The 25,356-nt window shown below is 63.5% G+C and carries 21 protein-coding genes and 1 pseudogene; 10 read left to right on the top strand and 12 right to left on the bottom strand.

Annotation, left to right across the window (positions count from 1 at the left end):
* Nucleotides 1-655: 655 nt before the first annotated feature.
* Complete coding sequence (locus BLV07_RS30805) at nucleotides 656-1,465, bottom strand: DUF3108 domain-containing protein (protein ID WP_176945875.1); 810 nt, start codon at nucleotides 1,463-1,465, stop codon at nucleotides 656-658.
* Between the two features lie 529 nt (nucleotides 1,466-1,994).
* Between BLV07_RS30805 and rpmB the strand changes: the two genes are divergently transcribed.
* Nucleotides 1,995-2,303: a 50S ribosomal protein L28 gene (gene rpmB / locus BLV07_RS30800; protein ID WP_091893463.1), complete on the top strand. Its 309-nt coding sequence runs from the start codon at nucleotides 1,995-1,997 to the stop codon at nucleotides 2,301-2,303.
* Between the two features lie 162 nt (nucleotides 2,304-2,465).
* Here rpmB and BLV07_RS30795 read toward each other — a convergent pair whose 3' ends face one another.
* Together BLV07_RS30795 and BLV07_RS30790 are read right to left on the bottom strand one after the other, a co-directional pair.
* A complete protein-coding gene (locus BLV07_RS30795) occupies nucleotides 2,466-4,190 on the bottom strand; it encodes a UvrD-helicase domain-containing protein (protein ID WP_091893461.1) in 1,725 nt (574 codons plus the stop codon).
* A complete protein-coding gene (locus BLV07_RS30790; protein WP_091893459.1) occupies nucleotides 4,187-5,923 on the bottom strand; it encodes an ATP-dependent nuclease in 1,737 nt (578 codons plus the stop codon). The genes BLV07_RS30795 and BLV07_RS30790 overlap by 4 nt, the downstream gene beginning before the upstream one ends.
* Before the next feature lie 276 nt (nucleotides 5,924-6,199).
* Between BLV07_RS30790 and BLV07_RS46635 the strand changes: the two are divergent.
* The 3 genes and pseudogenes from BLV07_RS46635 to ftsZ form a co-directional block, all read left to right on the top strand.
* Nucleotides 6,200-6,357, top strand: a pseudogene (locus BLV07_RS46635) (phospholipase effector Tle1 domain-containing protein); the annotation flags it as partial.
* Nucleotides 6,358-6,486: 129 nt separating this feature from the next.
* Entirely contained in the window at nucleotides 6,487-6,999 is a 513-nt protein-coding gene (locus BLV07_RS30785) for a hypothetical protein (protein ID WP_176945868.1), read from the top strand.
* Between the two features lie 52 nt (nucleotides 7,000-7,051).
* Entirely contained in the window at nucleotides 7,052-8,311 is a 1,260-nt protein-coding gene (gene ftsZ, locus BLV07_RS30780) for a cell division protein FtsZ (RefSeq protein ID WP_091893454.1), read from the top strand.
* A gap of 414 nt (nucleotides 8,312-8,725) precedes the next feature.
* Here the strand turns inward: ftsZ and BLV07_RS30775 are convergent, their stop codons facing one another.
* A complete protein-coding gene (locus tag BLV07_RS30775; RefSeq protein WP_091893452.1) occupies nucleotides 8,726-9,406 on the bottom strand; it encodes a hypothetical protein in 681 nt (226 codons plus the stop codon).
* A gap of 163 nt (nucleotides 9,407-9,569) precedes the next feature.
* Here BLV07_RS30775 and BLV07_RS30770 point away from each other — a divergent pair, with 163 nt between their 5' ends.
* Complete coding sequence (locus BLV07_RS30770; protein ID WP_091893450.1) at nucleotides 9,570-10,895, top strand: T6SS phospholipase effector Tle1-like catalytic domain-containing protein; 1,326 nt, start codon at nucleotides 9,570-9,572, stop codon at nucleotides 10,893-10,895.
* Between the two features lie 438 nt (nucleotides 10,896-11,333).
* The gene (locus BLV07_RS30760; protein WP_091893446.1) at nucleotides 11,334-11,585 is read left to right on the top strand and encodes a PilZ domain-containing protein; all 252 of its coding nucleotides are present in this window, start codon (nucleotides 11,334-11,336) and stop codon (nucleotides 11,583-11,585) included.
* Between the two features lie 203 nt (nucleotides 11,586-11,788).
* On the opposite strand, the gene BLV07_RS30755 is transcribed toward BLV07_RS30760, so the two are convergent.
* The 5 genes from BLV07_RS30755 to cobS form a co-directional block, all read right to left on the bottom strand.
* Nucleotides 11,789-12,196, bottom strand: coding sequence for a hypothetical protein (locus BLV07_RS30755; protein ID WP_091893444.1), 408 nt, complete (start codon nucleotides 12,194-12,196; stop codon nucleotides 11,789-11,791).
* Nucleotides 12,197-12,494: 298 nt separating this feature from the next.
* Nucleotides 12,495-13,607: an NADH:flavin oxidoreductase/NADH oxidase gene (locus tag BLV07_RS30750; protein WP_091893442.1), complete on the bottom strand. Its 1,113-nt coding sequence runs from the start codon at nucleotides 13,605-13,607 to the stop codon at nucleotides 12,495-12,497.
* A gap of 270 nt (nucleotides 13,608-13,877) precedes the next feature.
* Entirely contained in the window at nucleotides 13,878-14,963 is a 1,086-nt protein-coding gene (locus BLV07_RS30745) for an esterase-like activity of phytase family protein (protein WP_091893440.1), read from the bottom strand.
* Nucleotides 14,960-16,861, bottom strand: a complete 1,902-nt coding sequence (gene cobT / locus BLV07_RS30740; protein ID WP_091893438.1) for a cobaltochelatase subunit CobT — start codon at nucleotides 16,859-16,861, stop codon at nucleotides 14,960-14,962. Before cobT ends, BLV07_RS30745 begins: the two co-directional genes overlap by 4 nt.
* Nucleotides 16,862-17,018: 157 nt before the next feature.
* Nucleotides 17,019-18,017 carry a cobaltochelatase subunit CobS gene (gene cobS, locus BLV07_RS30735; protein WP_091893436.1) on the bottom strand — a complete coding sequence of 333 codons (999 nt, stop codon included), beginning with the start codon at nucleotides 18,015-18,017 and terminating at the stop codon, nucleotides 17,019-17,021.
* 306 nt (nucleotides 18,018-18,323) lie between these two features.
* Between cobS and BLV07_RS30730 the strand changes: the two genes are divergently transcribed.
* Complete coding sequence (locus BLV07_RS30730; protein WP_091893434.1) at nucleotides 18,324-18,983, top strand: DedA family protein; 660 nt, start codon at nucleotides 18,324-18,326, stop codon at nucleotides 18,981-18,983.
* Nucleotides 18,984-19,151: 168 nt separating this feature from the next.
* Here BLV07_RS30730 and BLV07_RS30725 read toward each other — a convergent pair whose 3' ends face one another.
* On the bottom strand, nucleotides 19,152-20,372 hold the full coding sequence (locus BLV07_RS30725; RefSeq protein WP_091893432.1) for a citrate synthase family protein: 1,221 nt from the start codon (nucleotides 20,370-20,372) through the stop codon (nucleotides 19,152-19,154).
* A gap of 77 nt (nucleotides 20,373-20,449) precedes the next feature.
* Here BLV07_RS30725 and BLV07_RS30720 point away from each other — a divergent pair, with 77 nt between their 5' ends.
* Nucleotides 20,450-21,544 carry a citrate synthase/methylcitrate synthase gene (locus tag BLV07_RS30720; RefSeq protein WP_091893430.1) on the top strand — a complete coding sequence of 365 codons (1,095 nt, stop codon included), beginning with the start codon at nucleotides 20,450-20,452 and terminating at the stop codon, nucleotides 21,542-21,544.
* 256 nt (nucleotides 21,545-21,800) lie between these two features.
* A complete protein-coding gene (locus BLV07_RS30715; protein WP_091893428.1) occupies nucleotides 21,801-22,838 on the top strand; it encodes a sensor histidine kinase in 1,038 nt (345 codons plus the stop codon).
* Between the two features lie 2 nt (nucleotides 22,839-22,840).
* Here the strand turns inward: BLV07_RS30715 and BLV07_RS30710 are convergent, their stop codons facing one another.
* A complete protein-coding gene (locus BLV07_RS30710; RefSeq protein ID WP_091893426.1) occupies nucleotides 22,841-23,473 on the bottom strand; it encodes a J domain-containing protein in 633 nt (210 codons plus the stop codon).
* A 129-nt stretch (nucleotides 23,474-23,602) separates the two neighbouring features.
* Between BLV07_RS30710 and BLV07_RS30705 the strand changes: the two genes are divergently transcribed.
* On the top strand, nucleotides 23,603-23,872 hold the full coding sequence (locus BLV07_RS30705; RefSeq protein WP_091893424.1) for a BolA family protein: 270 nt from the start codon (nucleotides 23,603-23,605) through the stop codon (nucleotides 23,870-23,872).
* Between the two features lie 135 nt (nucleotides 23,873-24,007).
* Here BLV07_RS30705 and BLV07_RS30700 read toward each other — a convergent pair whose 3' ends face one another.
* Nucleotides 24,008-25,312 (bottom strand): HlyC/CorC family transporter, encoded by a 1,305-nt coding sequence (locus BLV07_RS30700; protein ID WP_091893423.1) that lies wholly within the window; start codon nucleotides 25,310-25,312, stop codon nucleotides 24,008-24,010.
* Nucleotides 25,313-25,356 lie beyond the last annotated feature (44 nt).

Raw genomic sequence — 25,356 nt, 5'->3', positions numbered from 1 at the left:
ACACCGCTGTCATCGCCCGGCTCGACCGGGCGATCCAGTATTCCAGAGACAGCAGTGATTGAACCGAGAAGCCGCGGCGTACTGGATGCCCCGGTCAAGCCGGGGCATGACAGCGGAGAATGTGGTGGCACTCCTCCCCAAACCTCGCGCAACTGTCTCACTTTGCGACGCTTTTCCCGTTGGCCTTAAGCTTCGGAACGACTCTAGAACGAATCGCGGCCGAATCGCTGACTCCCTGATGAGTCCTGTTCCGTTCACGCAACATGTCGCGGGACTCGTATTGATTGCGCACTAGATGGAGTTTTGCCCGATCGCACAAGCGACGTTTCGGTGGCGGGTTTCTTAAAATTGGGGATGGCGCGGAGTCGAATCAGAATCGGGCGGGAGTCAAATGGATTCCCCGGCCACGAACCCTGCCAAAACAAAAAGTGCGAAAACAACCCCATGCACAGTAGCACATCATTGAATTTACACACTTTCTTACCCTCCCCTGGAGGGGGAGGGTCGCTGGGCATGCAGCGAAGCGAAATGCACAGCGGGGTGGGGTGATCTCTCCGCACGGGCACTGTTCGTGCGGAGAGATCACCCCACCCCGTCGCTCATTTTCGCTGCGCTCAATGTGCGCCGACCCTCCCCCTCCAGGGGAGGGTGAAGGCTACTGCGTCTTGGCGACGCGTGGCGGCTGGGGGGCGGTGATGAAGCTGGTTGCTTCCAGCATCGCCGGCCCCAGCGGCGTCGGCACCTTCAGCCAGAACGGGACCAGGATGCGCGTGCCGGCCACCGGCGCAAACGCGATCTCGATGTTGCGCTGGGCGGCGAGGTATTTGATCACGGGGCGGTCGGGGATGTAGCCGGCCACAGGGACGAAATAGAGCGCGCAGACCACGACCGGGCCACGATAGCCCTTCTCGGCCTTGACGCTCTCCATACGCTTGAAATCGAGTTTTAGGTCGTAGCGCATGCGGCCGTCGAACACGGGCGCGGCGTTGTGGCAGGCCTCGGGCGAGACCGGGTCGCCGGTGCCGGGCACGCGCAGCAGCGAGGCCGTCATCGGGTCCCAGACGCCGCGGCGATGCGCCTCGGTGACGACGATGCGGTCCGGATCGACCGGCGGCTCCGGCAGGATCGCGAACTCCTTCACATTGCCCTTGTCGAGGGTGATGCGGATCTCTTCGGTCTTCTTCGAGGTGGTGGTGGAGGCCTGGTAGCCGGTCGCAACCAGCGCGCCGTTGACGACGCGGCCCTGCGAGGCGCCGGTGCCGGACCCGCCGGTGAACGACTTCAAGATCCCGGTGGTGCCGCCGGAGGCCGCGGCCGCGAACACGTCGTCCTGGATGTCGATGTTCCAGGCGCCCCTGCCGACGGGAATGCCCGCCAGCGTCGCCTCATACTGCGCCTCGAGCTTGCCCTGCGCCGCCACGGGCTCGGCCGCCCACGCCACGGCGAGGCCGCACAGGCCCGCCAGGGCCAGCTGGCCGGCAGAGCGCCGCCGGGGCGAAACGGGGGACGAGGTGGGCACGAAGCTTTCCAATCGGGGCGCCAATCGATGCGTTACTTAAGCCGAAATCGGCGGCAGGCAATGCGTCCGGGCGCGCAGACGCGGAACTCCACCGGATTCTTCCGGCGCGATTACGCCCTTTATGTGATGGTAAGGCGTTCCGATCATTGCCGTTTTGGTGATTGGGGCGCCCCGAGCTCGAACACCTCTCCCCACCCCCTCCGCTGTCATGCCCCGGCTAGACCGGGGCATCCAGTACGCCGCGCCCCCTCGACTCCGGCCGCGCCGTCTCGGAGTACTGGATCGCCCGCCTGCGCGGGCGATGACACCGCGGGTGGGGCATTGCGCCGGGCACGAAACCCACCCCAAATCCTTGACTACCCGCCCCTTCCCCCCTATACGTCCGCCCGCTCCCTGCAAGGACAGAGAATTCGCCCCCGTGGCGCCCAGAATGGCGGCCGCAAATCGTTGGGGGTTTAGGATAAGGATTTTTGCCATGTCTCGCCGCTGCGAACTGACGGCCAAGGGCCCCCTCGTCGGCCACAAGGTCAGCCACTCCAACATCAAGACCAAGCGCCGCTTCCTGCCGAACCTCGTCAACGTGACGTTCATCTCGGAAGCCCTGGGCCGCAACGTGCGCCTGCGCGTCTCCACCACCGCGGTCAAGAGCGTCGACCACAATGGCGGCCTCGATGCCTTCCTGCTCAAGGCCAAGACCGACGCCCTGTCGCCGCGCGCCCTCGAGCTGAAGCGCGCCATCCAGAAGAAGGTCGGCGACACCGCGCCGGTCAAGAAGGCGAGCTAAGAGAATTTTGGAATCGGGCGGGGGCTAAGTTGCGTCTCGTGGCGTAGGCTTGGCCAGTAAGAGTTTGAGTGGCGGCCGGATCGGAAGATCCGGCCGTTTTTGTTTGGGGCAGAGCCCCGTGAGAGATTTGAAATCCTCACCTTAGTCGCTTGTACCGCTCGTTTAGGATGAACCCGCCTTGGAGAATCCGCACGCAACGAGCTCAGATTCAAAATCCCCGATGCAATTCTCAGGCACCGCAAGGACGAACAGATTGCGTGCGCGTGTAACGGCAACATACCCAATCCGGCCGATTTCGGTGCGTGTTCCGTCGAGCATATTCCGCACCTGCCCTCTGTCAGCAACGTACATAACAGCGCCAATGCTCTCGCCCTTCACTTGATGAACCGTAGACACATGCACAGGCTCGCCTTGGCTACTAACGAGATCAGATAATTCAGTTATCGGAGTATCGAGCAAGGCTTTGTTGGCCAATTTCTGGCCGATGCTGTCCGCTAGTGTGAGCGAAAAATCAGTCACCAAACGCTCAAGCAGCACAAGCAGACGAGCCTTCAACAGGGGATGCCACTCCGATTTGGCGAGCAACCTTCCGGAGGGCAACCCGCTATCTGCATCTCGCACGAATGACCAGATGGCTCTCCGCAGCGGAACTGCCGTGGCACGGGGCACACCTCTTTTCAAAACTGAAACAAGATCCCCATGTTCTTGTCCCAACAAGCCGACGATACCCTTACAGGCTTTGTCAAAGGCCTCGTCAAACCGGCCTAATTTGTCGCGCCTTATGGTGGCCTCTACAAACGATCTAATAATTCCTTGGCCCTGCGCCTCGCCGCCACCCCGCCACTCCTCCACCCAGTTTGTACTTCGGCATACGATTGAAGCATCCTTGGCAGCAACATTGGCAGACGCAAGCATGCTCTTGTACGCCTCCAATAGCTTGTCCTTCTCCGCTTTCTTGTACGGAATATAATAGGCGCCATTCAGACTCGAAGGTGGGACTCTATCGGCTGCATCCGAGCGTCCCGAGAGTTTGTTAGCCACCTCCACAATAATCGGCACGGACCGATAATTTACCGTAAGGCTATGAGGCGAAACCCCTTCGCGCGCGCTGTATGCATTGAGAAAGTGCCCATCCGCACCTGAAAATTCATAGATCCCCTGATGCGGGTCTCCAATGAGCGATAGCTGGCTGCCGTTCTTAATTAGCATCTCCAGAAGGAACTGGTGCTCAGGGCCAATATCCTGCGCTTCGTCAATTAGGATATGAGGATAACGTCGCGAGAGAGCGCGCAGCAGATAAGGATCGCGCTCTAGCGTTCGGATGGCCCAATATCGTCCGAGCGAATGAGTGTACGCTCCCACTGCGCCGAGCTTGTCAATCACCTTCCTCGCGTTTGTCGAAGGGATAGGGACCGATGCGTAGCCTTCGTCGCAACTGAACTCGAAGGCTCCGTTTCTCACGTTAGCATTGAGATTTCCGATTTCATGCGATCTGACGCCGCCAAATACCTTAAACCCCTTCAGAAAGGGCTCCGATCCGCCCACAAGGAAAGGAGTTCGATTGCAACCCATTGCCTTGTAGCCATGCGGACGCAGAATATTAGCAGTAAGAAAGCCGTCCACGGTTTCGATTTCAACCGCCGAAGATCGCTCCCCAATAGACTCGCTCCTAGTCAGCGCGAAATAGTCCGTTCTGAAAGTATCGACAGCCACATTTGAGAAGGAGAGAAGCGCAACAATTCCACATCTGTCTGACAAGGACTGGCGCATCCGGTACAGGCGATGAACCGCAGTCCTCGTCTTGCCGCTGCCGGCGCAAGCGGTCACACATATTGGGCCGAGCGGAAGCTCGACGACGTCCCTCTGGTCGGATGACAGATCGCTCATGTGCCGACCACATGCTTGATTGCATCGGCGATATAAGCAGGGATGACAATGGGTAGCTTTTCTTCCTCTATTTTGGCCGCAAGCGCTTGCGCAAACCGTCCCTTCTGAACATTGTTCTGAGAGCGCTCAAACATGCCCCGGAAGAGCACCTTAGCCTTCGCGGCATCGCCGGTCTCTGCAGCGACATCGATCGCCAACTGCGCTCCTATCTTGGGATGCAGATCTTTCAGGGCCGCAACCATTGCCCCTCTATTCGCTTCATGGAGGGCAAAATCGTACTCAAAAGTCTTTAGGCCACAGAATACTTTCACGAAGTCATCTTCGTTCTCTTTCATCGCTGTCGCATTGCCCGATAGAGAGATGACGTCGCCAGGCGCTGGATAAATTGCCTCCGTCGAACCATCAGCCCCGGTGCTTTTCTGCGGATCAGCGTCAGTTACAACCGCCACCGGAATTCTGATTGCGCCCGATCCGAACAGCGGCATAAATGAATCGAAATTTAGCCCCTCGACGCTAATCAAACTTACGCCGTGATCCCTCAAATCAACATCAAGTCGCTTTGCTAGCAAATTGATCATCATCAACTCAGCCGCGCCTTCAACGAATATTACTCGGCGGGCGAAGAACAATTCAGCCCTTGTTACGTCTAAGTATCGTTCAAGCTTCTCCCGCTTTCCTTTTCCAAACTTTGCGTCCCTTGGATGAAAGGCTTCGACCTTTGCCGTTCCATCAACAAGGCAGACGATCGACGATAATTTCGCGATACTTGCGAAGTTTGGCGAGTGGCTCGTTACAAAAACCTGCACCGGCTGCTCACCCGCCGTTGATTGCATATCGGACAAATAACGGAGAAGGACCGCTTGCAATTGTGGGTGCAGGTGCGCTTCTGGCTCTTCGACAATGAGACTGCGATAGGCCGCGTCAGCATTCTTGGCAAGTTCGCTCAAGACTACGGCCATGAAGATTAGGTTGTTGTACCCTAGGCCATTACTATCGATTTCGAGAGAATCAACTACGATCGACAAACGAGATGCCAGCTTGTGAAAGTCGCTCGCGCTCAGACCCACTTCGAGAATCTGGGCCAACTTGCTGCCAAGCATCGACACGTGACGCTTTGTGATTGCGCTCTGCGTATCAATGATGGGCTGTTTGGCCTTCAATTCTGCATCGAGGTTCTTCAAAGCATCGGCAATTGTTGTCTTGCCAGCTTCGTCGGTAAGAAGCTGCAAAAGTCTGGATAGTTGACTTGTTCTGCTCGGCTTTAGGCCTTGTTCGGCATCGCGCAGTGGCTGCAAATAGACGCTTCGTAGATTCTCCAGCATTCCTGAACTTATTGAAACGTCTTTATACTCGCCACACCATTTGTGTGGACGCAGGCGTCCGACCTTATCAATTTCGCCATAACTGACCCCTAGCACTGCTTCAATCGCTCCGTCCGAGCCCTTGCGCAGCGCATGAAGAAAGTCCGCCTCATCCTCGAGGCTCAAGTCCCTGAAGATATACTCAAAGCGAATCTCCGTCTCTGGTGCGCCGCTCTTGGGAATATGGATGTCGTCTTTATCGAATCTCGGATAAGGATCGTCGGCACCGGCCAACAGCGCCCTGAGCGCGTCGACAACTGCGCTCTTACCAATATTGTTGGGACCGACGAGAACGTTGAGACCGGGTACGAATCTGAGAGTGGTATCGCTTAGGCGACGAAAATTCTTAATAGACAATTCGGCTAGATACATCTCATCCCTTTGGTTTTGCGCCGCCGTCGCTTGGTGAATCGCCCGCGCTCGATCTTAGGAGATTCGCGAGAACAATTTAGCGTTGCATTACCAAATCTCGACTGACAATAGGTCGTTGGTAGTGTCGAAGGCTAGAGCAACAGCGGGCAAGCCGTTCTGGTATTAAGTGCTATCCGAGTTCAAACGAAAATTGCCGAATTGAGAGTCACACATTCTCATCTTGTTCTTTGTTTTCCGTCGTACTCGCCCCGGTCGCATCCCCCCAAGCCGCACCCCATGGAGCACACACCGAGAAACCTCATCATCTGCTGCGACTGCACCGGCAACGAGATCGCGGAGAACATCTCCAACCTCCTGAAGCTCTATTCCTGCCTGCGCAAGACGGACAGGACCAGCCGCGGCAGATGCTGCCCTACGACCCCGCCGTCGGCACGGCGATGGCCCTCGTAAACAGCGCCCCTCGCGCGTTAACCGTCCATTAACCAACGCAGCCTAGCCTGCGGCAATCGTCCAGCCATCATTAGCTCGAAATGCCTTCCCGGTTCGCTCCAGGAGAAGCGCCGATGTGCGTTGAGTTGTTGACGTATGCCGATCTCAGTGCCCGCCTCGCTATCTCGCGAGAGGCCGCGCGTTCGCTGGCGAGACGCCGTCGGTGGCCGCGCTCGCGGTCGGAGGACGGCAAGGCCCTGGTGAGCGTTGATTTCTCCGAGCTCCGCTACACGCCCCGCCCACGACGCGGCCGCCGGGCAGACCCGATCGATGCCTCCCTGGCAAAGATCGAGGCCTTCAAGATCGAGGCATTCAAGGCGGAGATCGCGCGGCTCGAAGCAGTGGCAGCCAACACCCGGGTCGATTTCGAGCGCGAGCGCGAGCGTGCCGACCGGCTCAAAGTCGAGCTGATGCAGGCGGCCGCCGAGACGGCGGCAGCCAATGCGTGGGCGGCACGACTGGAAGACGAAGTGGCGGACTTGCGGACCGGTCGCCGGGCGGGCGGCGCGATCTCAGGACAAGCCGCGCGTCGATTGGGACATCTGGCCGCTGCGATCGTGCAAGCAGACCGCGCGGCTTGCAGGTAGCACTCGAAAACTTTCTCCATCCCCGGCATGCCGGAGCAATCACGAGGGAAGCATGACTGGCATCACCGATATCCACGAAATGAAGGCCCGCATCGTCGTGTTCGGGGTCGGCGGCGCCGGCGGCAATGCGGTCAACAACATGATCACGGCCGGGCTGCAAGGGGTCGAGTTCGTGGTCGCCAATACCGACGCGCAGGCGCTGGCCATGTCGAAGGCGAGGCACCTGATCCAGCTCGGCACAAAGGTGACCGCAGGCCTCGGCGCCGGCTCGCAGCCGGAATTGGGACGCGCCGCAGCCGAAGAGGCGATCGATACGATCCGCGATCAATTGACCGGCGCACACATGGTGTTCGTGACGGCCGGCATGGGTGGCGGCACCGGCACCGGGGCCGCCCCCATCGTCGCCAGGGCCGCGCGCGAGCTCGGCATCCTCACCATCGGCGTGGTCACCAAGCCGTTCTACTTCGAGGGCCAGCGCCGCATGCGCTTTGCCGAAGCCGGCATCGAGGAGTTGCTGAAGACGGTCGACACCCTCTTGATCATCCCGAACCAGAACCTGTTCCGGGTGGCCAGCGACAAGACCACATTCGCCGACGCCTTCGCCCTTGCCGACCAGGTGCTCTATTCGGGCGTGGCCTGCATCAGCGATCTCATCGTCAAGGAAGGCCTGATCAACCTCGATTTTGCCGACGTCCTCTCCGTCATGAAGGAGAAGGGCAAGGCCATGATGGGACGGGGCGAGGCTTCCGGCGAGAAGCGCGTGCTTGCCGCCGCCGTGGCCGCGATCTCCAATCCATTGATCGAGAATCCCTCGATCAAGCGCGCCAGTGGCCTCATCATCTCCATCACCGGCGGCAAGGATCTCATGCTGTACGAGGTCGACGAAGCCGCGACCCGCATTCGCGACGAGGCCGATCCGGACGCCAACATCATCGTCGGCGCGTCGTTTGACGACAGCCTCGAGGGCATCGTCCGCGTCTCGGTGGTGGCAACCGGTATAGATAATCTCGACCCGGCACCGCAGGCGCAACCGGTGGAAACCGCCCTGACGCAGCTCGCCGGCCGGCTGCGCAACGACGGCCGCCGCATCGCCGATCGCATCGAGCGCAGCGCCCCCCTGCCGCAAGTGGAAAGCCCGCCGCTCCGCTCCAACCCGCACCACCCCGTGGGACCACCGACAAGGCCGAGCCTGGAACATGCGCGCCACGCGACCGACCGGCCGCTCGATCCCTACGGCCGCACCGCTGCGCGCAATGCGCCCGACGAGGCCGTTCTCGATATCCCCGCCTTCCTGCGCCGCGCCGCCAACTGAGCGGTGGCAGGAGGGGGGTTACTCGTTCCAACGCCGGATATGGACCGCTGCTACGCGGCTCCAAAGCGCGATGAAATCAGGTTCGGCCGGAGGTCCACCTCTCCCCAGCGGGGAGAGGTCGGATTGCCATGGCGCGCAATTGCGCGCCTGAGCAATCCGGGTGAGGGGCCGCGGCGCTCAGTGAGACCGTATCCCCCTCACCCGGATCGCATCTTTCGATGCGCTCCGACCTCTCCCTCCGGGAGAGGTGGTCTGAGCTCTCGGCTTGCAGCGATTCAACCAACACTCATCGCCTTCCGGAGTCCGTCGACGCATGCCGTCGGCGCGCCGGCGCCGCCGACGGGAATTTCATCGGCGAACTCCGAATGTCAGATCTGCAGACGAGCTTCTTAAGCGGCGCAGCGCGCCGATCGCTCACGCTGCCGTGCTGCGCGGGCTCTCCGCTGTTTCCTTCTTGTCCGTCTCCTTGTCGCGAGACAGCCATGCTGGAAAACGAAGCAGGCGTTCGTTGCTGTCTTTCGGCAGCTCGATGGGCGGCGCTTCATTGGCCGAGCTCGGCAGGTCCAGCGCGACGTGCCCGGTTCGCACCGCATCCGCGCGCTGATCCAGTTCGCGCAACAGGGGATCGAGCACGCTGTCGATTTCGGTCGCCACCGACACCAGGAAACTATTGAGCTCGCGCGCCTCGGGCACGACGGCCGCAGCCGACTCGATCGCCTTGGAGAGACCATCGACGACGGGTGTAAACGCGCCGGCGGCTTGCTTGATTCGGGTTTTGATCGCTTCGATCTCGCATAAGACGCGCTCACGCTCCCGCCTTTTCTTCTCCTCCGAAAGGCGGGCTTCAATTTCGGCGATCTGGGCCGTCAGGGTCGTGGCTTCGGATGCGAGTGCATCGCGTCTTCCGCGCGCGCGATCGAGATCGCGGCTGAGATTGTCCACTAAGTCGTCCTTTCCAAACATGGCTTTGCTCCGTACGACAGCCGTTTTGGTCTGTAGGACGGCCTTGGCGCGAACCGCCAGCCTGGCAAGCGAACGAAAGGCTGGATCGGCCGAAACAGGCATCAATTTCGGTCGCGTCACATGGGCCGACATGGTGATCCCCCACTCGTCCACATTAGGCGACGGCATGGTTAACAAGTTGTTAATGTCAACAGGTGAGAGATGGGGCAAAATGCTGGCGACGCCGCCTTCGGCTGCTCGCCGCCGTCCATTTCCGCTATACTCGCCCCGGTAGCATCACCTCGAGGCGCATCCCATGGAACCCGCCCACACCACCAAGCCAGAGCCGAAGAACATCGTCATCTGCTGTGACGGCACCGGCAACGAGATCAGCGAGAACATCTCCAACGTCCTGAAGCTCTATCGCTGCCTGCGCAAGACCGACAAGACGCAGCCGCGGCAGATGGTGTTTTACGATCCCGGGGTCGGCACGGTGACGGAGCCGACGACGTGGAATCGCTGGAAGGCCAATATCAACCTGGTGCTGGGGCTCGCCACCGGCTACGGGCTGGATGACAACGTGCTGTCAGCCTATTGCTTCCTGGTCCAGCATTATGCGCCGGGCGACAAGATCTACCTGTTCGGTTTCTCGCGCGGGGCCTATACGGTGCGGGTGCTGGCGGGGCTGATCCACAAGGTCGGGCTGATCTCGCCGGAGCAGGTGAACCTCGCAGGCTCGGGCCTCATCGCCTACAAGCAATATTCTGGCACCGGGCGCGGCAACGACGTCGAAGACCTCGCAGACGTCGCTGTCGACGAGCAGGGGCCGCTGCCGAAGGACCAATTCGATCTCGCCGCGCAGTTCGCGCGCATCACCTCGACGCGCTGGCCGACCATCCACTTCATCGGCGTGTGGGATACGGTGGCGAGCGTGATCGTGCCGCGCGCCGACCGGCTGTATTGGCCGAGCTTCGAGGAGCTCGCCTTCACGCTGCGCAATCCGAGCGTCAAGATCTTCCGCCAGGCGGTCGCGATCGACGAGCGGCGCTGCATGTTCCGCCTGAAGCAATACAGGGAGCCGCAGGAGTATTGGCGCAATCGCTACGTGCCGGACGAGAAGAAGGAGCCGCAGGACATTCTGCAGGTATGGTTCGCGGGCGTGCACAGCGACGTCGGCGGCGGCTATCCGGAGGCGGAGAGCGGCGAATCGAAATATCCGCTGATCTGGATGATCGAGGAGGCCGCGAAGGCGGGGCTGAACTTCAACCCGCGCACGGTGAACCAGCTCGCCTTCGGCATCCAGCGCAAGAACTCACCGTTCAGCTATGTCGCGCCCGCCTTCACCGGCAAGACCGGCGTGCTGCACAACTCTATGACGGCGGGCTGGCGACTGCTGGAGTATTTGCCGAAGAGCGCGAAATACAAGGAATGGCCGGAGCGGAAGGTGGCGCTCGGCTTCTACTTTCCCGACAGCGAGCCGCGCGTCATCCCCGAAGGCGCGCATGTGCATGAGAGCGTGGTGAAGCGGATGGCGGTGGAGCCGGACTATCGGCCGGTGAATCTGCCGAAGGATTTTGTGACGGTGCCGATGCCGGTCGGGCCGCAGCATGCGGAGGTGGCGGGGGAGATGGAGGGGGTGTGAGGGGGCTCCGCTCTCACCGCTCGTCATTGCGAGCGCAGCGAAGCAATCCAGACTGCCGCTGCGGAAGCAGTCTGGATTGCTTCGTCGCACGAGCTCCTCGCAATGACGGTGGAAGAGGCAGGCTCGCGCTACACACCCCGCCGTCGTCCTGGCGAAAGCCAGGACCCATTACCCCAGGGAGCGGTTTGGCGAAGATCCGCAGTCCGGTACTTCTACTGCACGCCATCGATAAATTCCGCGGTATGGGTCCTGGCCTTCGCCAGGACGACGGTGGAGTTTGTGGCAGCAAGCGGAGCCCCCCACCGCACCCCGCTACCGCCGCTTTCTGCAGTCGCAGCAGCTTTTCATTAAAATTCTTCGGCCCGGCTTAGCGGGATCGCATCAACTCTGTTCCATCATCGCGTCCGATCCCCGCGAGACAGCGGAGCTGGAGGAGACGTGCCGCACTATCCGCGCAAATATGCCCGCGTGAAGCCTTCGGGGCTGGTGTCGCGCCAGGCCAAGATCATCACCGACCCGCGTGCGCCCGTGATTCCCTGCACGCTGATCGACTATTCGCCCGGCGGGGCCTGCGTCGATCTCGGCGGACAGGTGAGCATCCCCGATCGGTTCGAGCTGCTGCACGTCAACACCAAGAAGCGCTGCCGCATCGCGTGGAAGCGCGGGACGCGGGTGGGCGTGGTGTTTTAGGGGCTGCGTGCTTACCCTCCCCTGGAGGGGTCCGGGACGAGCGTAGCTCGCCCGTGGGTCGATCGCGCGAAGCGCGAGCGGGGTGGGGTGATCTCTCCACTCGGGCACCGTACGTCGCGGAGGGACCGTCACCCCACCCCGTCTCATATCTCGCTGCGCTCAATATGAGCCGACCCTCCCCCTCCAGGGGAGGGTCGGAAAGCCTAATTCCGCATCCTGGCCTTCGCGCCCGCGACGATCTGCATGGCGACGCCGGCGGACCAGCCGAAGAGAGCAAGCCAGGCGAAGTTGATGTGCGGATCGAGCCGGAGCACGATGACGGCGACGGAGGCGAGCGCGGTGAGCGTGGCGCAGAGCGTGCCGGCCGAGCTCAGAAATTCCGCGGCGTCGATGGCGTTGTGCGCATCGTCGAAGGGCATTTGCGGCGTGTCGATGCCGAGATAGAAGCCGATGAAGCCGAGCACCATCATCACCAACAGGAACCCCTGCGTGGTGAGCGAGGAGATCGCAGATCCCACATAGGCGCCGACGAACAATCCGCACGCCGCCCCCGCCATCGCAAGACCCACGCGCTCGAACACATGGGCAGTTTTGCGAACACCAAACCGCATGGCCGGCCTCCGTGAGGCGTTGAGGAGACAGGTTAGGCCAGTTTTGGGGAGGGTGGAAGGCGAGGAGTTTTACGGATGCGTGAGGGGTGTGAGGGGTGCGCCACACATTCAGCCGTCGTCCTGGCGAAAGCCAGGACCCATTACCACAGGGAGTGGTTTGGCGAAGACCGGTCGTTCGGTACGCCTACCTTCTACAATCGAGAGATCACGCGGTATGGGTCCTGGCCTTCGCCAGGACGACACCGATGATTGCTGCACAGCTACCGCGTCTCACCCCTCACCCGGATTGGTGAAGAACTCACCGCGCCCCGAACGTGGTCCTGCCGAACAGCGCCTTTTGCGTCGAGGGCTGCGAGCGCCAGTATTGCGGCGGGGCTTCGACCTCGCCGCCGACGTCCGCGGCGGCGTGCCAGGCCCAGCGGGGGTCGTAGAGCATGCCGCGGGCGAGCGCGACCATGTCGGCCTTGCCGCTGGCCACGATCTCTTCCGCCTGCCTGGCTTCGCTGATCAGGCCGACGGCGATGGTGGGCAATCCGGTCTCGCGCTTGATGGCCTCTGCGAACTGCACCTGATAGCCGGGGCCGAGCGGAATCTTCTGCAGCGGCGAGACGCCGCCCGAGGAGGCATCGATCCAGTCGATGCCGCGTGCCTTCAGCGCCTTGGCAAAGGCGATGGTCTGCGTCAGATCCCAGCCGCCCTCGACCCAGTCGGTCGACGACACCCGCATGCCCACCGGCTTGTCAGCGGGGAATGCGGCGCGCACCGCGTCGAACACCTCCAGCGGAAAGCGCATGCGGTTCTCGAGCGAGCCGCCATAGTCGTCGGTGCGCCTGTTCGAGATCGGCGACAGGAACTGATGCAGGAGATAGCCGTGCGCGCCATGGACCTCGATGGCATCGATGCCGAGCCGCGCAGCGCGCTTGGTGCAATCGACGAAGGCCTCGCGGATGCGCTTGAGGCCTGCGGCGTCGAGCGCCAGCGGGGCGGCCTCGCCCTCCTTGTGCGGCACGGCTGATGGCGCAACCGCCTGCCAGCCGCCCTGCTCGATCGGAATCAGCTGGCCGCCCTCCCAGGGCCGCGCGCTGGAGGCTTTGCGGCCGGCATGGGCAAGCTGCATCCCGATCGCGGTGGAGGAATGCTTGCGCACCGAATGGAGGATCGGCTTCAAGGCGGCTTCGCAGGCATCGCTGTAGAGCCCGAGGCAGCCCGCCGTGATGCGGCCGATCGCCTCGACATGCGTCGCCTCGATGCAGAACATCGCCGCGCCCGACAGGCTGAGATTGTTGATGTGGGTGAAGTGCCAATCCGTGGCGACGCCGTCATCGGCCGAATATTGGCACATCGGCGACACCACGACGCGGTTCTTCAACGTCAGTCCGCGCAGCTTGATCGGGGAAAACAGGGCGCTCATGCGGGAGTTCCAGGGGATGGAGGATGCTGCAGGGAGTGTAGTGAGCGGGCGGCGGAATGCTAGGCGCGCGGCGGGAATGGCGGCCCGTGGGGCCATGCATTGCGCTCTCGTTTGTCGCACGGCGCCACCACACCCTCCGCCGTCGTCCCGGCGAAGGCCGGGACCCATAACCACAGGGAGGAGTTTGGCGAAGATTGGCCGTTCGGTACTCCTACTCGCCGCGATCGATGGACCTCGCGGTATGGGTCCCGGCCTTCGCCGGGACGACAGCTACTCCACCAGTGTGAACTGCAGCAACAACGTCCGCTGCAGCATCGAGAAATTGTCGTCGGAGATCAGCGTCAGCACGGTGTCGCCCTCGGCCGTGACATGGGCGTCGATGCCTTCCATGTTGTCGATCTCGTGGCCGAGATCGGCGGAAAACAGCGTGAGGCCGTCGACCAGCGCACCCGGCGCGATTCCCTTCAAGGGGATCGCGCGGATGCGGATGTTGACGCCGGTGAACCGCGAGAATTTGCGCTCGAGGATGAGGAGATCGCCCGAGGCCAGCAGCACCGCGTCGCTGATGTCGAAGTTTTCGGAGCGCCGCACGCTGAACTGGCCCGGCGTCGGGCCGCCGATCAGGAACGCGACGAGATTGCCGTCGGCGTCGAGCCCGCGCTCGGAGAAGGCGATCAGCGTGCCCGCGAGCACCTGGTTCTGGTTCTTGGGCACGACGACGAGCGCTTCGAGCCCCTTGTTGTAGGGCAACTTGCGGACCGCAGGCGGCACCGCGATCACCTCGCCGCGGGCGCGGGTGCCGCCCTTGGCGAAATCATAGCGCAGGATCTGGTTGACGCGCTCGAGCCCGACATAGACGAGGTTGCCGTCGCGCGCGAGCGACTCGCTGTCGTACCAGAGCCGCTTGTCCGTGATCGGCCGCCCGTCAGCACCGAGCAGCGGCGCGGCCTCGACGTCCGCGAGCCCAACCATCTCGCGGCCGGAATAGCGGATGGTGCCGGTGAACCAGCCGCCCTGGTCGGAGATCGCGAGGAAGCGCTCACCTTTGTTGTCGAGAAAGCGGAGGCCGGACAGGCCGCCAAAACCGCGATAGGGCGAGGTCAGCACCAGGCCGCTGCGAAAATCCAGCGAGCCGAAGCGCGTGCGCGCGCGGTCGCGCGGCTCGAAATTGGGAATGCTGCGTGCGTTGACCTCGACGCTGACCGGCGCGGCGACGGCGTGCTCGAGCTGGAGGGCGCGCGGCGGCGGCTCGGTCGCGGGCTGCAACTGCGCCTGCGCCAATCGCGGCATCGTCAGAAAGGAAAATCCCGCCGCCGCGTGGCCGAGAAAGCTGCGGCGGGATTGATGGTTGCTCACGAATGCAATTTGCGGCGCGGCCGGCCGGGCGCTTGCGTCGGCACGGTGTTGGTCTCGCTGAAGAGTTCGGCGAGCTTCTCGGTGATGGCGCCGCCGAGCTCTTCGGCGTCGACGATCGTCACCGCGCGGCGATAATAGCGCGTCACGTCATGACCGATGCCGATCGCGATCAGCTCGACCGGCGAGCGGGTCTCGATCTCCTCGATGATGTGGCGCAGGTGCCGCTCGAGATAGTTGCCGGGATTGACCGACAGCGTGGAATCGTCGACCGGCGCGCCGTCCGAGATCATCATCAGGATCTTGCGCTGCTCGGGCCGGCCGAGCAGGCGCTTGTGCGCCCAGTCCAGCGCCTCGCCGTCGATGTTCTCCTTCAGGAGGCCCTCGCGCATCATCAGGCCGAGATTCTTTCGCGCACGACGCCACGGCGCATCGGCGGACTTGTAGATGATGTGGCGGAGATCGTTGAGGCGACCGGGATTGGCCGGCTTGCCGGCGGCCAGCCAGGCTTCGCGCGATTGCCCACCCTTCCAGGCGCGGGTGGTGAAGCCCAGAATCTCGACCTTGACGCCGCAACGCTCCAGCGTGCGCGCGAGAATGTCGGCGCAGGTCGCGGCGACCGTGATCGGGCGTCCGCGCATCGAGCCGGAATTGTCGAGCAGCAGCGTCACCACGGTGTCGCGGAACGTCGCCTCCTTCTCGTGCATGAAGGACAGCGGGTGATAGGGATCAGTGACGACGCGCGACAGCCGCGCGGGATCAAGGATGCCCTCTTCGAGGTCGAACTCCCAGGCGCGGTTCTGCTGCGCCATCAGGCGGCGCTGCAGCCGGTTGGCGAGGCGAGCGACGATGCCTTGCAGATGCGCGAGCTGCTTGTCGAGATAGGCGCGCAGACGCTCCAGCTCGTCATGGTCGCAGAGATCCTCGGCCGCGATGACCTCGTCGAACTTGGGCGCGAAGGCGTGATATTCCGGCCCGCGCGGCTCATTGGCCCCGCGCGAATTCGGCCGCGTCGCCTCGCCCGGCGTCTCGTCGTCGCCGAGCTCGCCGTCGTCGAACGTATCCGAGGTCGAGGCCTGCGCGCTTTCCATCGCGCTCTCGCTCATCTCCTCCGAGGTCGCCTGGGCCTGGTCGGCGCTCATCTCTTGCGCGGCGTCGGAATCGGGCGAGCCCTCGGCGCCGGACTGGTCGTTGTCGCCGTCCTGGTTCTCGTCGTTCTCGTCATTGTCCTCGGTATCGGCGTTGCGCTCGTCGCCGAGCTCGAGCGCCGAGAGCAGATCATGCACGGCATCGCCGAACCGGGTCTGGTCCTCGAGGACGCCGTCGAGCCGGTCGAGCCGCCTGCCGATCTTGTCTTCGAGAATCGGACGCCAGAGATCGACCATCTTCTTCGCTGCCGTGGGCGGCGCCATGCCGGTCAGGCGCTCGCGCACCAGCATCGCCAGCGCATCGGCGAGCGGCGCATCGGCGCGGTCGGTGATCTCGTCGAACTTGCCGCGATGGAAGTGATCGTCGAGCATCGCGGTGAGATTTTTGGCAACACCCGCCATGCGGCGCGCGCCGATCGCCTCGACCCGCGCCTGCTCCACCGCCTCGAACACGCCCCGCGCCTGCGGATTGCCCGGCATCAGCTTGCGATGCACTTTCGGATCGTGACAGGCGAGCTTGAGCGCGATGGAATCGGCATGGCCGCGCACGATCGCGGCGTCACGCCTAGTCATCTTGCGCGCAGGCTCGGGCAGCCGCGCCTTGCCGGGCGCAAGGCCCGGGCGCTCGGCCGCAAATGAGATGTCGAGCTCGGGCGATTTCGCGATCGCCTTCAGGCAGGAGGCGACCGAGCGCTTGAACGGCTCGGTCGGCGCTTCCTTGTTGCTGCGGAATTTGGAGTTGGAGGTGGTCATATCACCTTAATCCGTCGTCCCGGCGAAAGCCGGGACCCATAACCACCGGCCGTCGTTGGGTCAGGAAACTATCAGCGTCGCTTCAATCGAGACATCACGCGGTATGGGTCCCGGCTCCCGTGCGCAATTGCGCACTAGGCCGGGACGACATCAAACCTCAGCTCAGCGCCACGTTCACCGCCGATTCCGGCAGCTCCGCGTTGAAGCAGCGCTGGTAGAACTCGGCGACCAGCGGACGCTCGAGCTCGTCGCATTTGTTGAGGAAGGTGACGCGGAAGGCAAAGCCGATGTCACCGAAGATGTCGGAATTCTCCGCCCAGGTGATCACCGTGCGCGGGCTCATCACCGTCGACAGATCGCCGTTGGCGAAGGCGTTGCGGGTGAGGTCAGCGAGGCGCACCATCTTGTTGACGATGTCGCGGCCCTCCTGAGTGCGATAGTGCTTGGCCTTGGCCAGCACGATCTCCACTTCCTCGTCATGGCTGAGATAGTTCAGCGTGGTGACGATCGACCAGCGGTCCATCTGGCCCTGGTTGATCTGCTGGGTGCCGTGATAGAGGCCCGAGGTGTCGCCGAGGCCGACGGTATTCGCCGTGGCGAACAGGCGGAACGCCGGATGCGGCTTGATCACCTTGTTCTGGTCCAAGAGCGTCAGGCGGCCGGAGACCTCCAGCACGCGCTGGATCACGAACATCACGTCCGGGCGGCCGGCGTCGTATTCGTCGAACACCAGCGCGACGTTGTTCTGCAGCGCCCAGGGCAGGATGCCGTCGCGGAATTCGGTGACCTGCTTGCCGTCCTTGACCACGATCGAGTCCTTGCCGACGAGGTCGATACGGCTGATGTGGCTGTCGAGGTTGACGCGCACGCAGGGCCAGTTCAGGCGCGCGGCGACCTGCTCGATATGGGTGGATTTGCCGGTGCCGTGATAGCCGGTCACCATCACGCGGCGGTTCTTGGCGAAGCCGGCGAGAATGGCGAGCGTGGTGGCGCGGTCGAAGCGGTAGTCGGAATCCACTTCGGGCACATGAGGATCGACTTCGGAATAGGCCGGGACTTCGAGATCGCTGTCGATCCCGAACACCTGGCGCACCGACACTTTCATGTCGGGCTGGCCGGAAACTTCCTCAACTTTGGACAGGGCGGCGGTCGTCATCAATCCTCCGAGGTCCCGGGCGGTCCCGGGCGGTCCCGAAACCGGTTATTTGCACGTTGGCTGCGGCTGGGTGCTGAAAATCAACCTATCAGAGACAAGTGGCCGGCAGAAGCCCGGGTACCAATCAAAGTTCCGTTGTCTTTTCATTTAGATAGGCAAGGAACGCAGTTTTTGGAGGGCTGCCTTGCGAATCACGCTCGAATCTCGGGCGGTTGACGCCGCTGCCTGCGCGGATGGCACTGTTGCCGCATGTGCCTACCTATGTAGGGTCTGAATTCCGATGCTCCAGCCCACCACAGAGACGACGTGACATCCTTCCTCGATCCCCTCATCGCCTTCGTCTCGGCCCATGCGTGGCTGGCCTATCTGACCCTGTTCCTGGCGGCACTGCTCGAAGCCGTCCCGGTCGTGGGGTCGGTGATCCCCGGCTCGACCATCATCCTGGCGCTGAGCGCGCTGGTTCCGGGCGGCGAGCTGAAGCTGCCCTGGGTGCTGCTGGCGGCCGCACTCGGCGCGGTGCTCGGGGACGGATCGGCCTATTGGATCGGGCACCGGCAGCAACGCGAGATCCTCGATACCTGGCCGCTGACCAACTATCCGCGCCTGGTCGCGCAGAGCGAGAGCTTCTTCCATCGCTTCGGCACCTGGGCGGTGTTCTTTGCCCGCTTCGTGCCCCCGATCCGCGCCTTCGTGCCTGTTACCGCCGGCGCGCTCGGCATGGCGCCAGCGAAGTTTTACGCGGTGAACATCCCCGCGATCCTGGCCTGGGCCCCCGCGCATGTGCTGCCGGGCGTGCTGGCGGTCTCAGCGCTGCATGAATATGCCGGGCTGCATCATCATGGGCATGTCGGCAAGCACATCTGGATTTTGACCGTGGTGGCCGTGGCGATCGTGGTGAGCGTTGGGCTCTGGTTCATCCGCCGAAGGCACGGCAGCGGTGTCGCGGAAGCGAAGCCGCGGGGTTGAGGACTTTCCCTCGAGTCGTCCTGGCGAAGGCCAGGACCCATTACCCCAAGGCGTTGTTTGGCGAAGATTAGGCGCTCGGTACTCCTAGCGTCCGCATCGGTAGATTCCGCGGTATGGGTCCTGGCTTTCGCCAGGACGACGGCGGAGAGGGCCGCTCTCGCAACGTCCCTAACCAACACCCCCCGCCCTCCGTCCCGGCGCCGGCCCGACATACCTTGCCCGCGGCCTGATCAGCTTGCCGAACTGCAATTGCTCACTGGCATGGGCGATCCAGCCGACGCTGCGGGCCATGGCGAACAGAGCGAGCTCGCTGCCGGCGGGCAGGCGCAGGGCGTGCACGAGCACGGCGAGTGCATAGTCGATGTTGACGAACTCGCCGGTCGCCTCCGCGATCCGCTCCGGCACCTCGCGGGTGAACTTTCGCGGTGCGCCGGCGCGCGACAAGGCATTCAGCAGCGATTGCGCGCGGGGATCGCCGCGCTTGTAGACGCCATGGCCGAAGCCGGCAAAGCGCTCGCCGAGCGCGACGCGCTCGCGCACCATCGGCTCGACGTCGCGATCGATCAGCGTCTTCACGAGTTGCGAGGCCAGCACGCCGGCGCCGCCATGCTTGGGCCCTTTCAGCGCGGCGAGGCCGGCGATCACTGCGTCATAGAGATTGAGACCGGTCGAGGCGGCACAGCGCGCGGTGAAGGTCGAGGCGTTCAATTCATGGTCGGCGAGCAGCACCAGCGCGCGGCGGATCAGATCGGGAGCATGCTTGTTGTCGGCCGCCCACGCTTTCGCAACCTGCTGATGCAGCGGCTCGGCCGACGGCTCGGCATTGAGCATGGTCGCGACCAACAGGCGGACGATGCGCGCGCCGACCAGGGCGCGGCCATCGGGCGCGCGGGTGAAAGCGCGCGGATCGACGCTCGCGGCCAGGGCGAGCACGGCGATGGCGCGGTCGATCGGCGCCGCCCGCCGCGCGGCCTGCCCGATCGTCCGCATCTCCTCTGAAAGAAGGGGCTGATTGTCCGGATCAAACGGATCGACGCCGGAGACGTCCCACAGCAGCGTCGCCGTGTGCTCCAGCGTGTCGTTCTCGGCGAGATCGACGCAGTTGACCCCGCGGTAGATCGCGCCCTCCTCGGTGATGGTCGAGATCTCCGTATCCATCACCGGCAGGTCGGCGTCGAAGCTGCGCAGGCCCCTCGGCTCCGGCGACGGCACCCGGCGCTCCTTCAGGGCGCGGACGTCCTCGGCGCGGTAGCGGTTCTTGCGGGAATCCGATGTCGGCTCGGAGCGGATCAGGCCGCGGCTGACATAGGCGTAGAGCGTGGCTGGCGAGATCGCGAGCTCGGCGGCGGCTTCCCGGGCGGAGAGGTAGAGCTCGCTGGAATTTTTCATATTGATTTATATAATCAAGATTGATCAATCTGTCGAGAGGCCCGACCTTTCCCATGCGTCAAACAGGAGCTTGGGCCATGAACATCCACCTCACCAAAAGCCAGATCGGGCTGGACGGCGTTCCCGCGGCCGAGACCGTGCTGAGCCATGTCGATGGCGAGCGCGGCGAGTTGATCATCGCCGGCGAGCATGTCGGCAGCCTCGCCGCCAAATCGAGTTTCGAGGGCGTCACCGCCCGGCTCTGGAACGGCGCCAGCAAGACCAGCTTAAGCGAAGCCAATGTGCGAGCGAGCCTGGGGGCCGCGCGCGAGCGCGCCTTCGCGCGATTGCCGGATCTGTTGCCGGCGACACAAGGCATGGGCATCGTCGACGGGTTTCGTGCGGCGGTCGCGGGACTTCGCGCCGAACATGGACTGGAGCACGAGGCCACCATCGTCGGCGCGTTTCCGGTCATTGCGGGCGCGCTGGTCCGCCGCGCAAAAGGGCTCGAGCCGGTCGCGCCCGATCCCAGCATGAGCCACGCCGCCGACACGCTGCGCATGCTGCACGGGCGGGCGCCTGCAACGCGCGAGGTCACCGCGCTCGATGCCTATCTCGTCACCGTCTGCGACCACGGCATGAATGCCTCGACCTTCACGACCCGCGTGGTGGCCTCGACGCAAGCCGATCTGTTCGCCGCCGTGACCGCGGGCTATTGCGCGCTCACCGGCCCCTTGCATGGCGGCGCGCCGGAGCCGGTGCTGGAAATGCTCGATGCGATCGGCTCGCGCGAACGCATCCAGAGCTGGGTCGATGCGGCGCTGGCACGCGGCGAGCGGATGATGGGCTTTGGTCACCGCGTCTATCGCGTGCGCGACCCGCGTGCCGACGTGCTGAAGACCGCGATCGAGGCACTGGCTTCCAATGGCGCCGACCTGCCCTTTGCCGGCGAGGTCGAGGCGTATATCCGTAGCGCGCTGCGCAAGAAGAACCCAGACCGGCCGCTGGAGACCAATGTCGAGTTCTTCACCGCCATCCTGCTCGATGCACTCGCAATTCCGAGGCAGGCCTTTACGCCGATCTTCGCGGTGGCGCGTGCGGCAGGATGGACCGCGCATGCGCGCGAGCAGCAGCGCACGGGACGGCTGATCCGACCGAGTTCGTCCTATGTGGGGGCCATGCCGAAGGAATGATGAAGTAGCCTGGATGGAGCGAAGCGAAATCCAGGAAAGTCGCTTGTGTGAGAAAGACCCGGATTACGCTGACGCTCCATCCAGGCTACGCGGCTGAGGACTAAGAGAAAGGCGACAGCGGAGCTCCCACTCCGCTGTCGTGCAGGCGAAGTCCTAATCTACGACAGGTTGAGGAGGGTCTATACGTCTCCGGCGAGCACTGTGGAACGAATGCGCGGCCGGCGAATTGCATGAGCTGGCCCCGCAGAGGAACGCGATGCTGGACTTGCTTGGACATTCGGACGAGGCCAGGATCGGCGAGATCGCGAGGCAAGCAGCGAGCAGGAGCGCTGGCGGCGCGGATTCCGAGAGGCGATTCCGGGACTTGCTCCAGGCGCTGCCCGCCGCGATCTATACGACCGACGCAGAAGGCCGCATCACCTTCTTCAATCAAGCCTGCATCGATTTTGCCGGACGGACGCCAGAGGTCGGCGCGATGTGGTGCGTGACATGGAAGCTCTATCTGCCCGACGGCACGCCGCTCCCCCATGATGAGTGCCCCATGGCAATCGCGCTCAAGCAGAACCGGCCGGTGCGCGACGTCGAGGCCGTGGCCGAACGGCCGGACGGCTCACGGATTTGCTTCATGCCATATCCGACGCCGCTGCGCGACGAACGCGGCCGACTGGTCGGCGCGGTGAACATGCTGGTCGACATCACGGCTCGCAAGCAGGCCGAGCAGCGGATGATGCTCCTCGCCTACGAGGTCGATCATCGTTCGAACAATCTGCTCGCGGTGACGCAGGCGATGCTGCGGCTGACGAAGGCCGAGACCGCTGCAGAATTCCAGGCCGCGTTTCAAGGTCGACTTAGTGCGCTTGCCAACGTGCAGAGGCTGTTCTCGGCGTCGCGCTGGACCGGTGCGAGCCTGAAGACCATCGTCGAAGACGAACTCCGACCCTACGCAGGCAGAGACGGCGAACGTATCAGCATCACTGGAGACGACATCCGGCTGCCGGCGACGCTCGCCCAATCGATCGCGGTCGCCGTGCACGAGCTTGCGACCAACGCCGCCAAATACGGGTCGCTATCGACGCCTTCGGGCCGGCTCGAGATCCGCTGGGAGACCAATGGTGCAGAACCTCTCGTGCTGCACTGGTCGGAGCGCGGCGGTCCCAGGGTCGATGAGCCGCCCACGCGCAAGGGCTTTGGCATCGGCACGGTCGATGGCATCATCCGGACCTTGCGCGGACGGGTGACCCGGTGGTGGAAGCCGGAAGGACTGGTTTGCGAACTGTCCTTCCCGGAGGCGTAGCCTTACGCCTCCCGCACCACCGTCTTCAGATAATTATACGCCTTGATGATCTCGATCAGGCGGTCTTCGGTCGAGCGGTCGCCGCCATTGGCATCGGGGTGATGCTGCTTCACCAGGGCCTTGTACTTGGTCTTGACGTCGGCGAGCGTGGCGTCGGGGCCGAGGCCCATGACCTGGAGCGCCTTGCGCTCGGCGTTCATCACCTTGCGCGTCTCGGCCTTGGGCTGAGCCTCGGGACCGCGGCGCCAGCTGGCGCGGCCGTTGATCTCACTGAACATGCTGAACGGATCGAAGGCGCCATCGATCTCGGCTTCCGAAGCCTTCTTGCCGCCGTTGGCGCCCATCTTCCAGGTCGGTCGGTGGCCGGTCAGCGCATCCTTCTGGTAGCGCGCGACCGCATCGGCATTCATGCCGGAGAAGAAATTGTAGTTCTGGTTGTACTCGCGGACATGCTCCAGGCAGAAGTGCCAGTACTCGCGCGAATTCTCGCGCCCCTTCGGCGCGCGGTGGCTGCCCTTGTTCTGGCAGCCGGTCCATTCGCAGGCGACCACGGTCTCGCGCGGCTTCGCTTCCGGCTGCTTGCCGCGCGGCTTGACGCGGATGGAGTCGAAGAACTTTGATGAATCGATCGGCATGGCTGCCTTTGACTACGCAATGCAAAAACCTTCAAGTCTTGACATTGCAATTAGCTAGAAACCCGGTCGCAATTACCTGGGACTCCCGGGTATTGACGGGGTGCGATCGCGCACCTTAATGGCACACACATGGCTATCAGAGACACTATCAGCAACAGGTTGCAAGAAGCTTTCAGGCCGGAAAGCCTGCAGGTCGTCGACGAGTCGCACTTGCATGAAGGCCACGCCGGCCATCGGCCAAGCGGCGAGACGCACTTCCGTGTGTATATCGTGTCTGAGGCCTTCAAAGGGAAGAGCCGGGTCGATCGCCATCGCATGATAAATTCGGCGCTGGCGGCGGAACTCGCCGGCGGCGTCCACGCGCTCGCGATCCACGCGAAGGCGCCGGGGGAAGGGTAGAGCGACCCAATTAACTCGCCGTCATGCCCCGCGCAGGCGGGGCATCCAGTACGCCGCGGCCCATCCGTATCCCACCGCGCGCCACTGGAATACTGGATCGCCCGCCTTCGCGGGCGATGACAACGGTTGTGGCGGCTAGAACGACGTCCCGGCCCTCCTCGGTTTTGCCTCCTCCAGCTCCGCCTCGCGCGGCACCGGTGAGATACGGAGCGCGGTGATGCGGTTGCGTTCGCGGCGGAGGACGCGGAAACGGAAGCCGTGGAAGGTGAAGCTCTGGCCGCGGTCGGGGATCGAGCGGGCCTCGTGAATGACGAGGCCGGCCACCGTGGTCGCCTCCTCGTCGGGCAGGTGCCAGTCCATGGCGCGGTTGAGATCGCGGATCGGCACCGAGCCGTCGACCACGACCGAGCCGTCCGGCTGGGCGCGCACGCCGGCGACCACGACGTCGTGCTCGTCGGAGATGTCGCCGACGATCTCTTCCAAAATGTCTTCCAGCGTCACGAGCCCTTCAACCTCGCCATACTCGTCGACGACGAGCGCGAAATGGGTCTTGCGACGGCGGAACGCCTTGAGCTGCTCGGAGACCGGGCGCATCTCCGGCACGAACCAGGGCGGCAGCGCGATGGTGGAGACATCGATCCGCGAGGTGTCGCCGTCGGAGGCGCGGATCGCGCGCAGGAGATCCTTGGCGTGGAGCACGCCGATGATGTTCTCGGGCTTCTCGCGCCACAGCGGGATTCGGGTGTATTCGGTCGCCAGCACCTCGCGCACCAGCTCTTCCGGCGGCAAATCGGCATTGATCATCATCATCTCGGTGCGATGGATCATGACGTCGGAGACCTGGAGCTCGCGCAGATCGAGCAGGCCGCCGAGCATGTCGCGATCATGCTTCTCGAACTTGCCTTCGTGGTGCAACAGGTCGACCGCGCCGCGCAGGCGCTCGGTCGGCGACAGGATCGCCTGATGCTCGCCGGCGAGGCCAAACAGGCGCAGCAACAGGCGCACAATGACTTCCACGATGCGCAGCAGCGGCCCCAGCACGTACATGGTCAGCCGCATCGGGCGTGCGACCGCAAGCGCCACGCGGTCCGGCGCGTTGATGGCGATGGTCTTCGGCAGAACCTCCGCGAAGATCACGACCAGCGCCGTCATCACCCCGGTCGCATAGAGCACGCCGACATCCCCGAACCAGGCCGTGAATATCGCGGTGGCGATCGCGGAGGAGCCGATATTGGCGATGTTGTTGCCGAGCAGCAGCGCGCCGATCAGGCGCTCGCGCATGTCGAGCAGCTGCGAGACGACGTCGGCGTCGTGATTGCCCTGCTTGGAGAGCCTGAGCATGCTGGAGCGCGAGGCGCCGGTCAGCGCGGTCTCGCTCGCGGCGAAGAACGCCGAGACCAGGAGGCAGAGGACGACGATGGTGAATCCGAGCCAGTCCATGCACCACTCTAGCATCTTGTTTGGACGCGTTGTCTTGACGCGAA

This window comes from Bradyrhizobium sp. Rc2d (assembly GCF_900099855.1).
In the GTDB taxonomy this organism is placed as follows: Bacteria; Pseudomonadota; Alphaproteobacteria; order Rhizobiales; family Xanthobacteraceae; genus Bradyrhizobium.
This window is presented reverse-complemented; position numbering and strand designations above follow the sequence as displayed.

Coding starts and splice junctions, on each gene's coding strand:
- BLV07_RS30770 (WP_091893450.1), top strand. CDS start 9,570: ATGGAACCCGCCCACACCACCAAGCCAGAGCCGAAGAACATCGTCATC.
- BLV07_RS30785 (WP_176945868.1), top strand. CDS start 6,487: ATGTGCGTTGAGTTGTTGACGTATGCCGATCTCAGTGCCCGCCTCGCT.
- ftsZ (WP_091893454.1), top strand. CDS start 7,052: ATGACTGGCATCACCGATATCCACGAAATGAAGGCCCGCATCGTCGTG.
- BLV07_RS30755 (WP_091893444.1), bottom strand. CDS start 12,196: ATGCGGTTTGGTGTTCGCAAAACTGCCCATGTGTTCGAGCGCGTGGGT.
- BLV07_RS30710 (WP_091893426.1), bottom strand. CDS start 23,473: ATGCCGATCGATTCATCAAAGTTCTTCGACTCCATCCGCGTCAAGCCG.
- cobS (WP_091893436.1), bottom strand. CDS start 18,017: ATGACGACCGCCGCCCTGTCCAAAGTTGAGGAAGTTTCCGGCCAGCCC.
- BLV07_RS30795 (WP_091893461.1), bottom strand. CDS start 4,190: ATGAGCGATCTGTCATCCGACCAGAGGGACGTCGTCGAGCTTCCGCTC.
- BLV07_RS30725 (WP_091893432.1), bottom strand. CDS start 20,372: ATGAAAAATTCCAGCGAGCTCTACCTCTCCGCCCGGGAAGCCGCCGCC.
- cobT (WP_091893438.1), bottom strand. CDS start 16,861: ATGACCACCTCCAACTCCAAATTCCGCAGCAACAAGGAAGCGCCGACC.
- BLV07_RS30715 (WP_091893428.1), top strand. CDS start 21,801: ATGCTGGACTTGCTTGGACATTCGGACGAGGCCAGGATCGGCGAGATC.
- BLV07_RS30705 (WP_091893424.1), top strand. CDS start 23,603: ATGGCTATCAGAGACACTATCAGCAACAGGTTGCAAGAAGCTTTCAGG.
- BLV07_RS30720 (WP_091893430.1), top strand. CDS start 20,450: ATGAACATCCACCTCACCAAAAGCCAGATCGGGCTGGACGGCGTTCCC.
- BLV07_RS30750 (WP_091893442.1), bottom strand. CDS start 13,607: ATGAGCGCCCTGTTTTCCCCGATCAAGCTGCGCGGACTGACGTTGAAG.
- BLV07_RS30790 (WP_091893459.1), bottom strand. CDS start 5,923: ATGTATCTAGCCGAATTGTCTATTAAGAATTTTCGTCGCCTAAGCGAT.
- rpmB (WP_091893463.1), top strand. CDS start 1,995: ATGTCTCGCCGCTGCGAACTGACGGCCAAGGGCCCCCTCGTCGGCCAC.
- BLV07_RS30700 (WP_091893423.1), bottom strand. CDS start 25,312: ATGGACTGGCTCGGATTCACCATCGTCGTCCTCTGCCTCCTGGTCTCG.
- BLV07_RS30775 (WP_091893452.1), bottom strand. CDS start 9,406: ATGTCGGCCCATGTGACGCGACCGAAATTGATGCCTGTTTCGGCCGAT.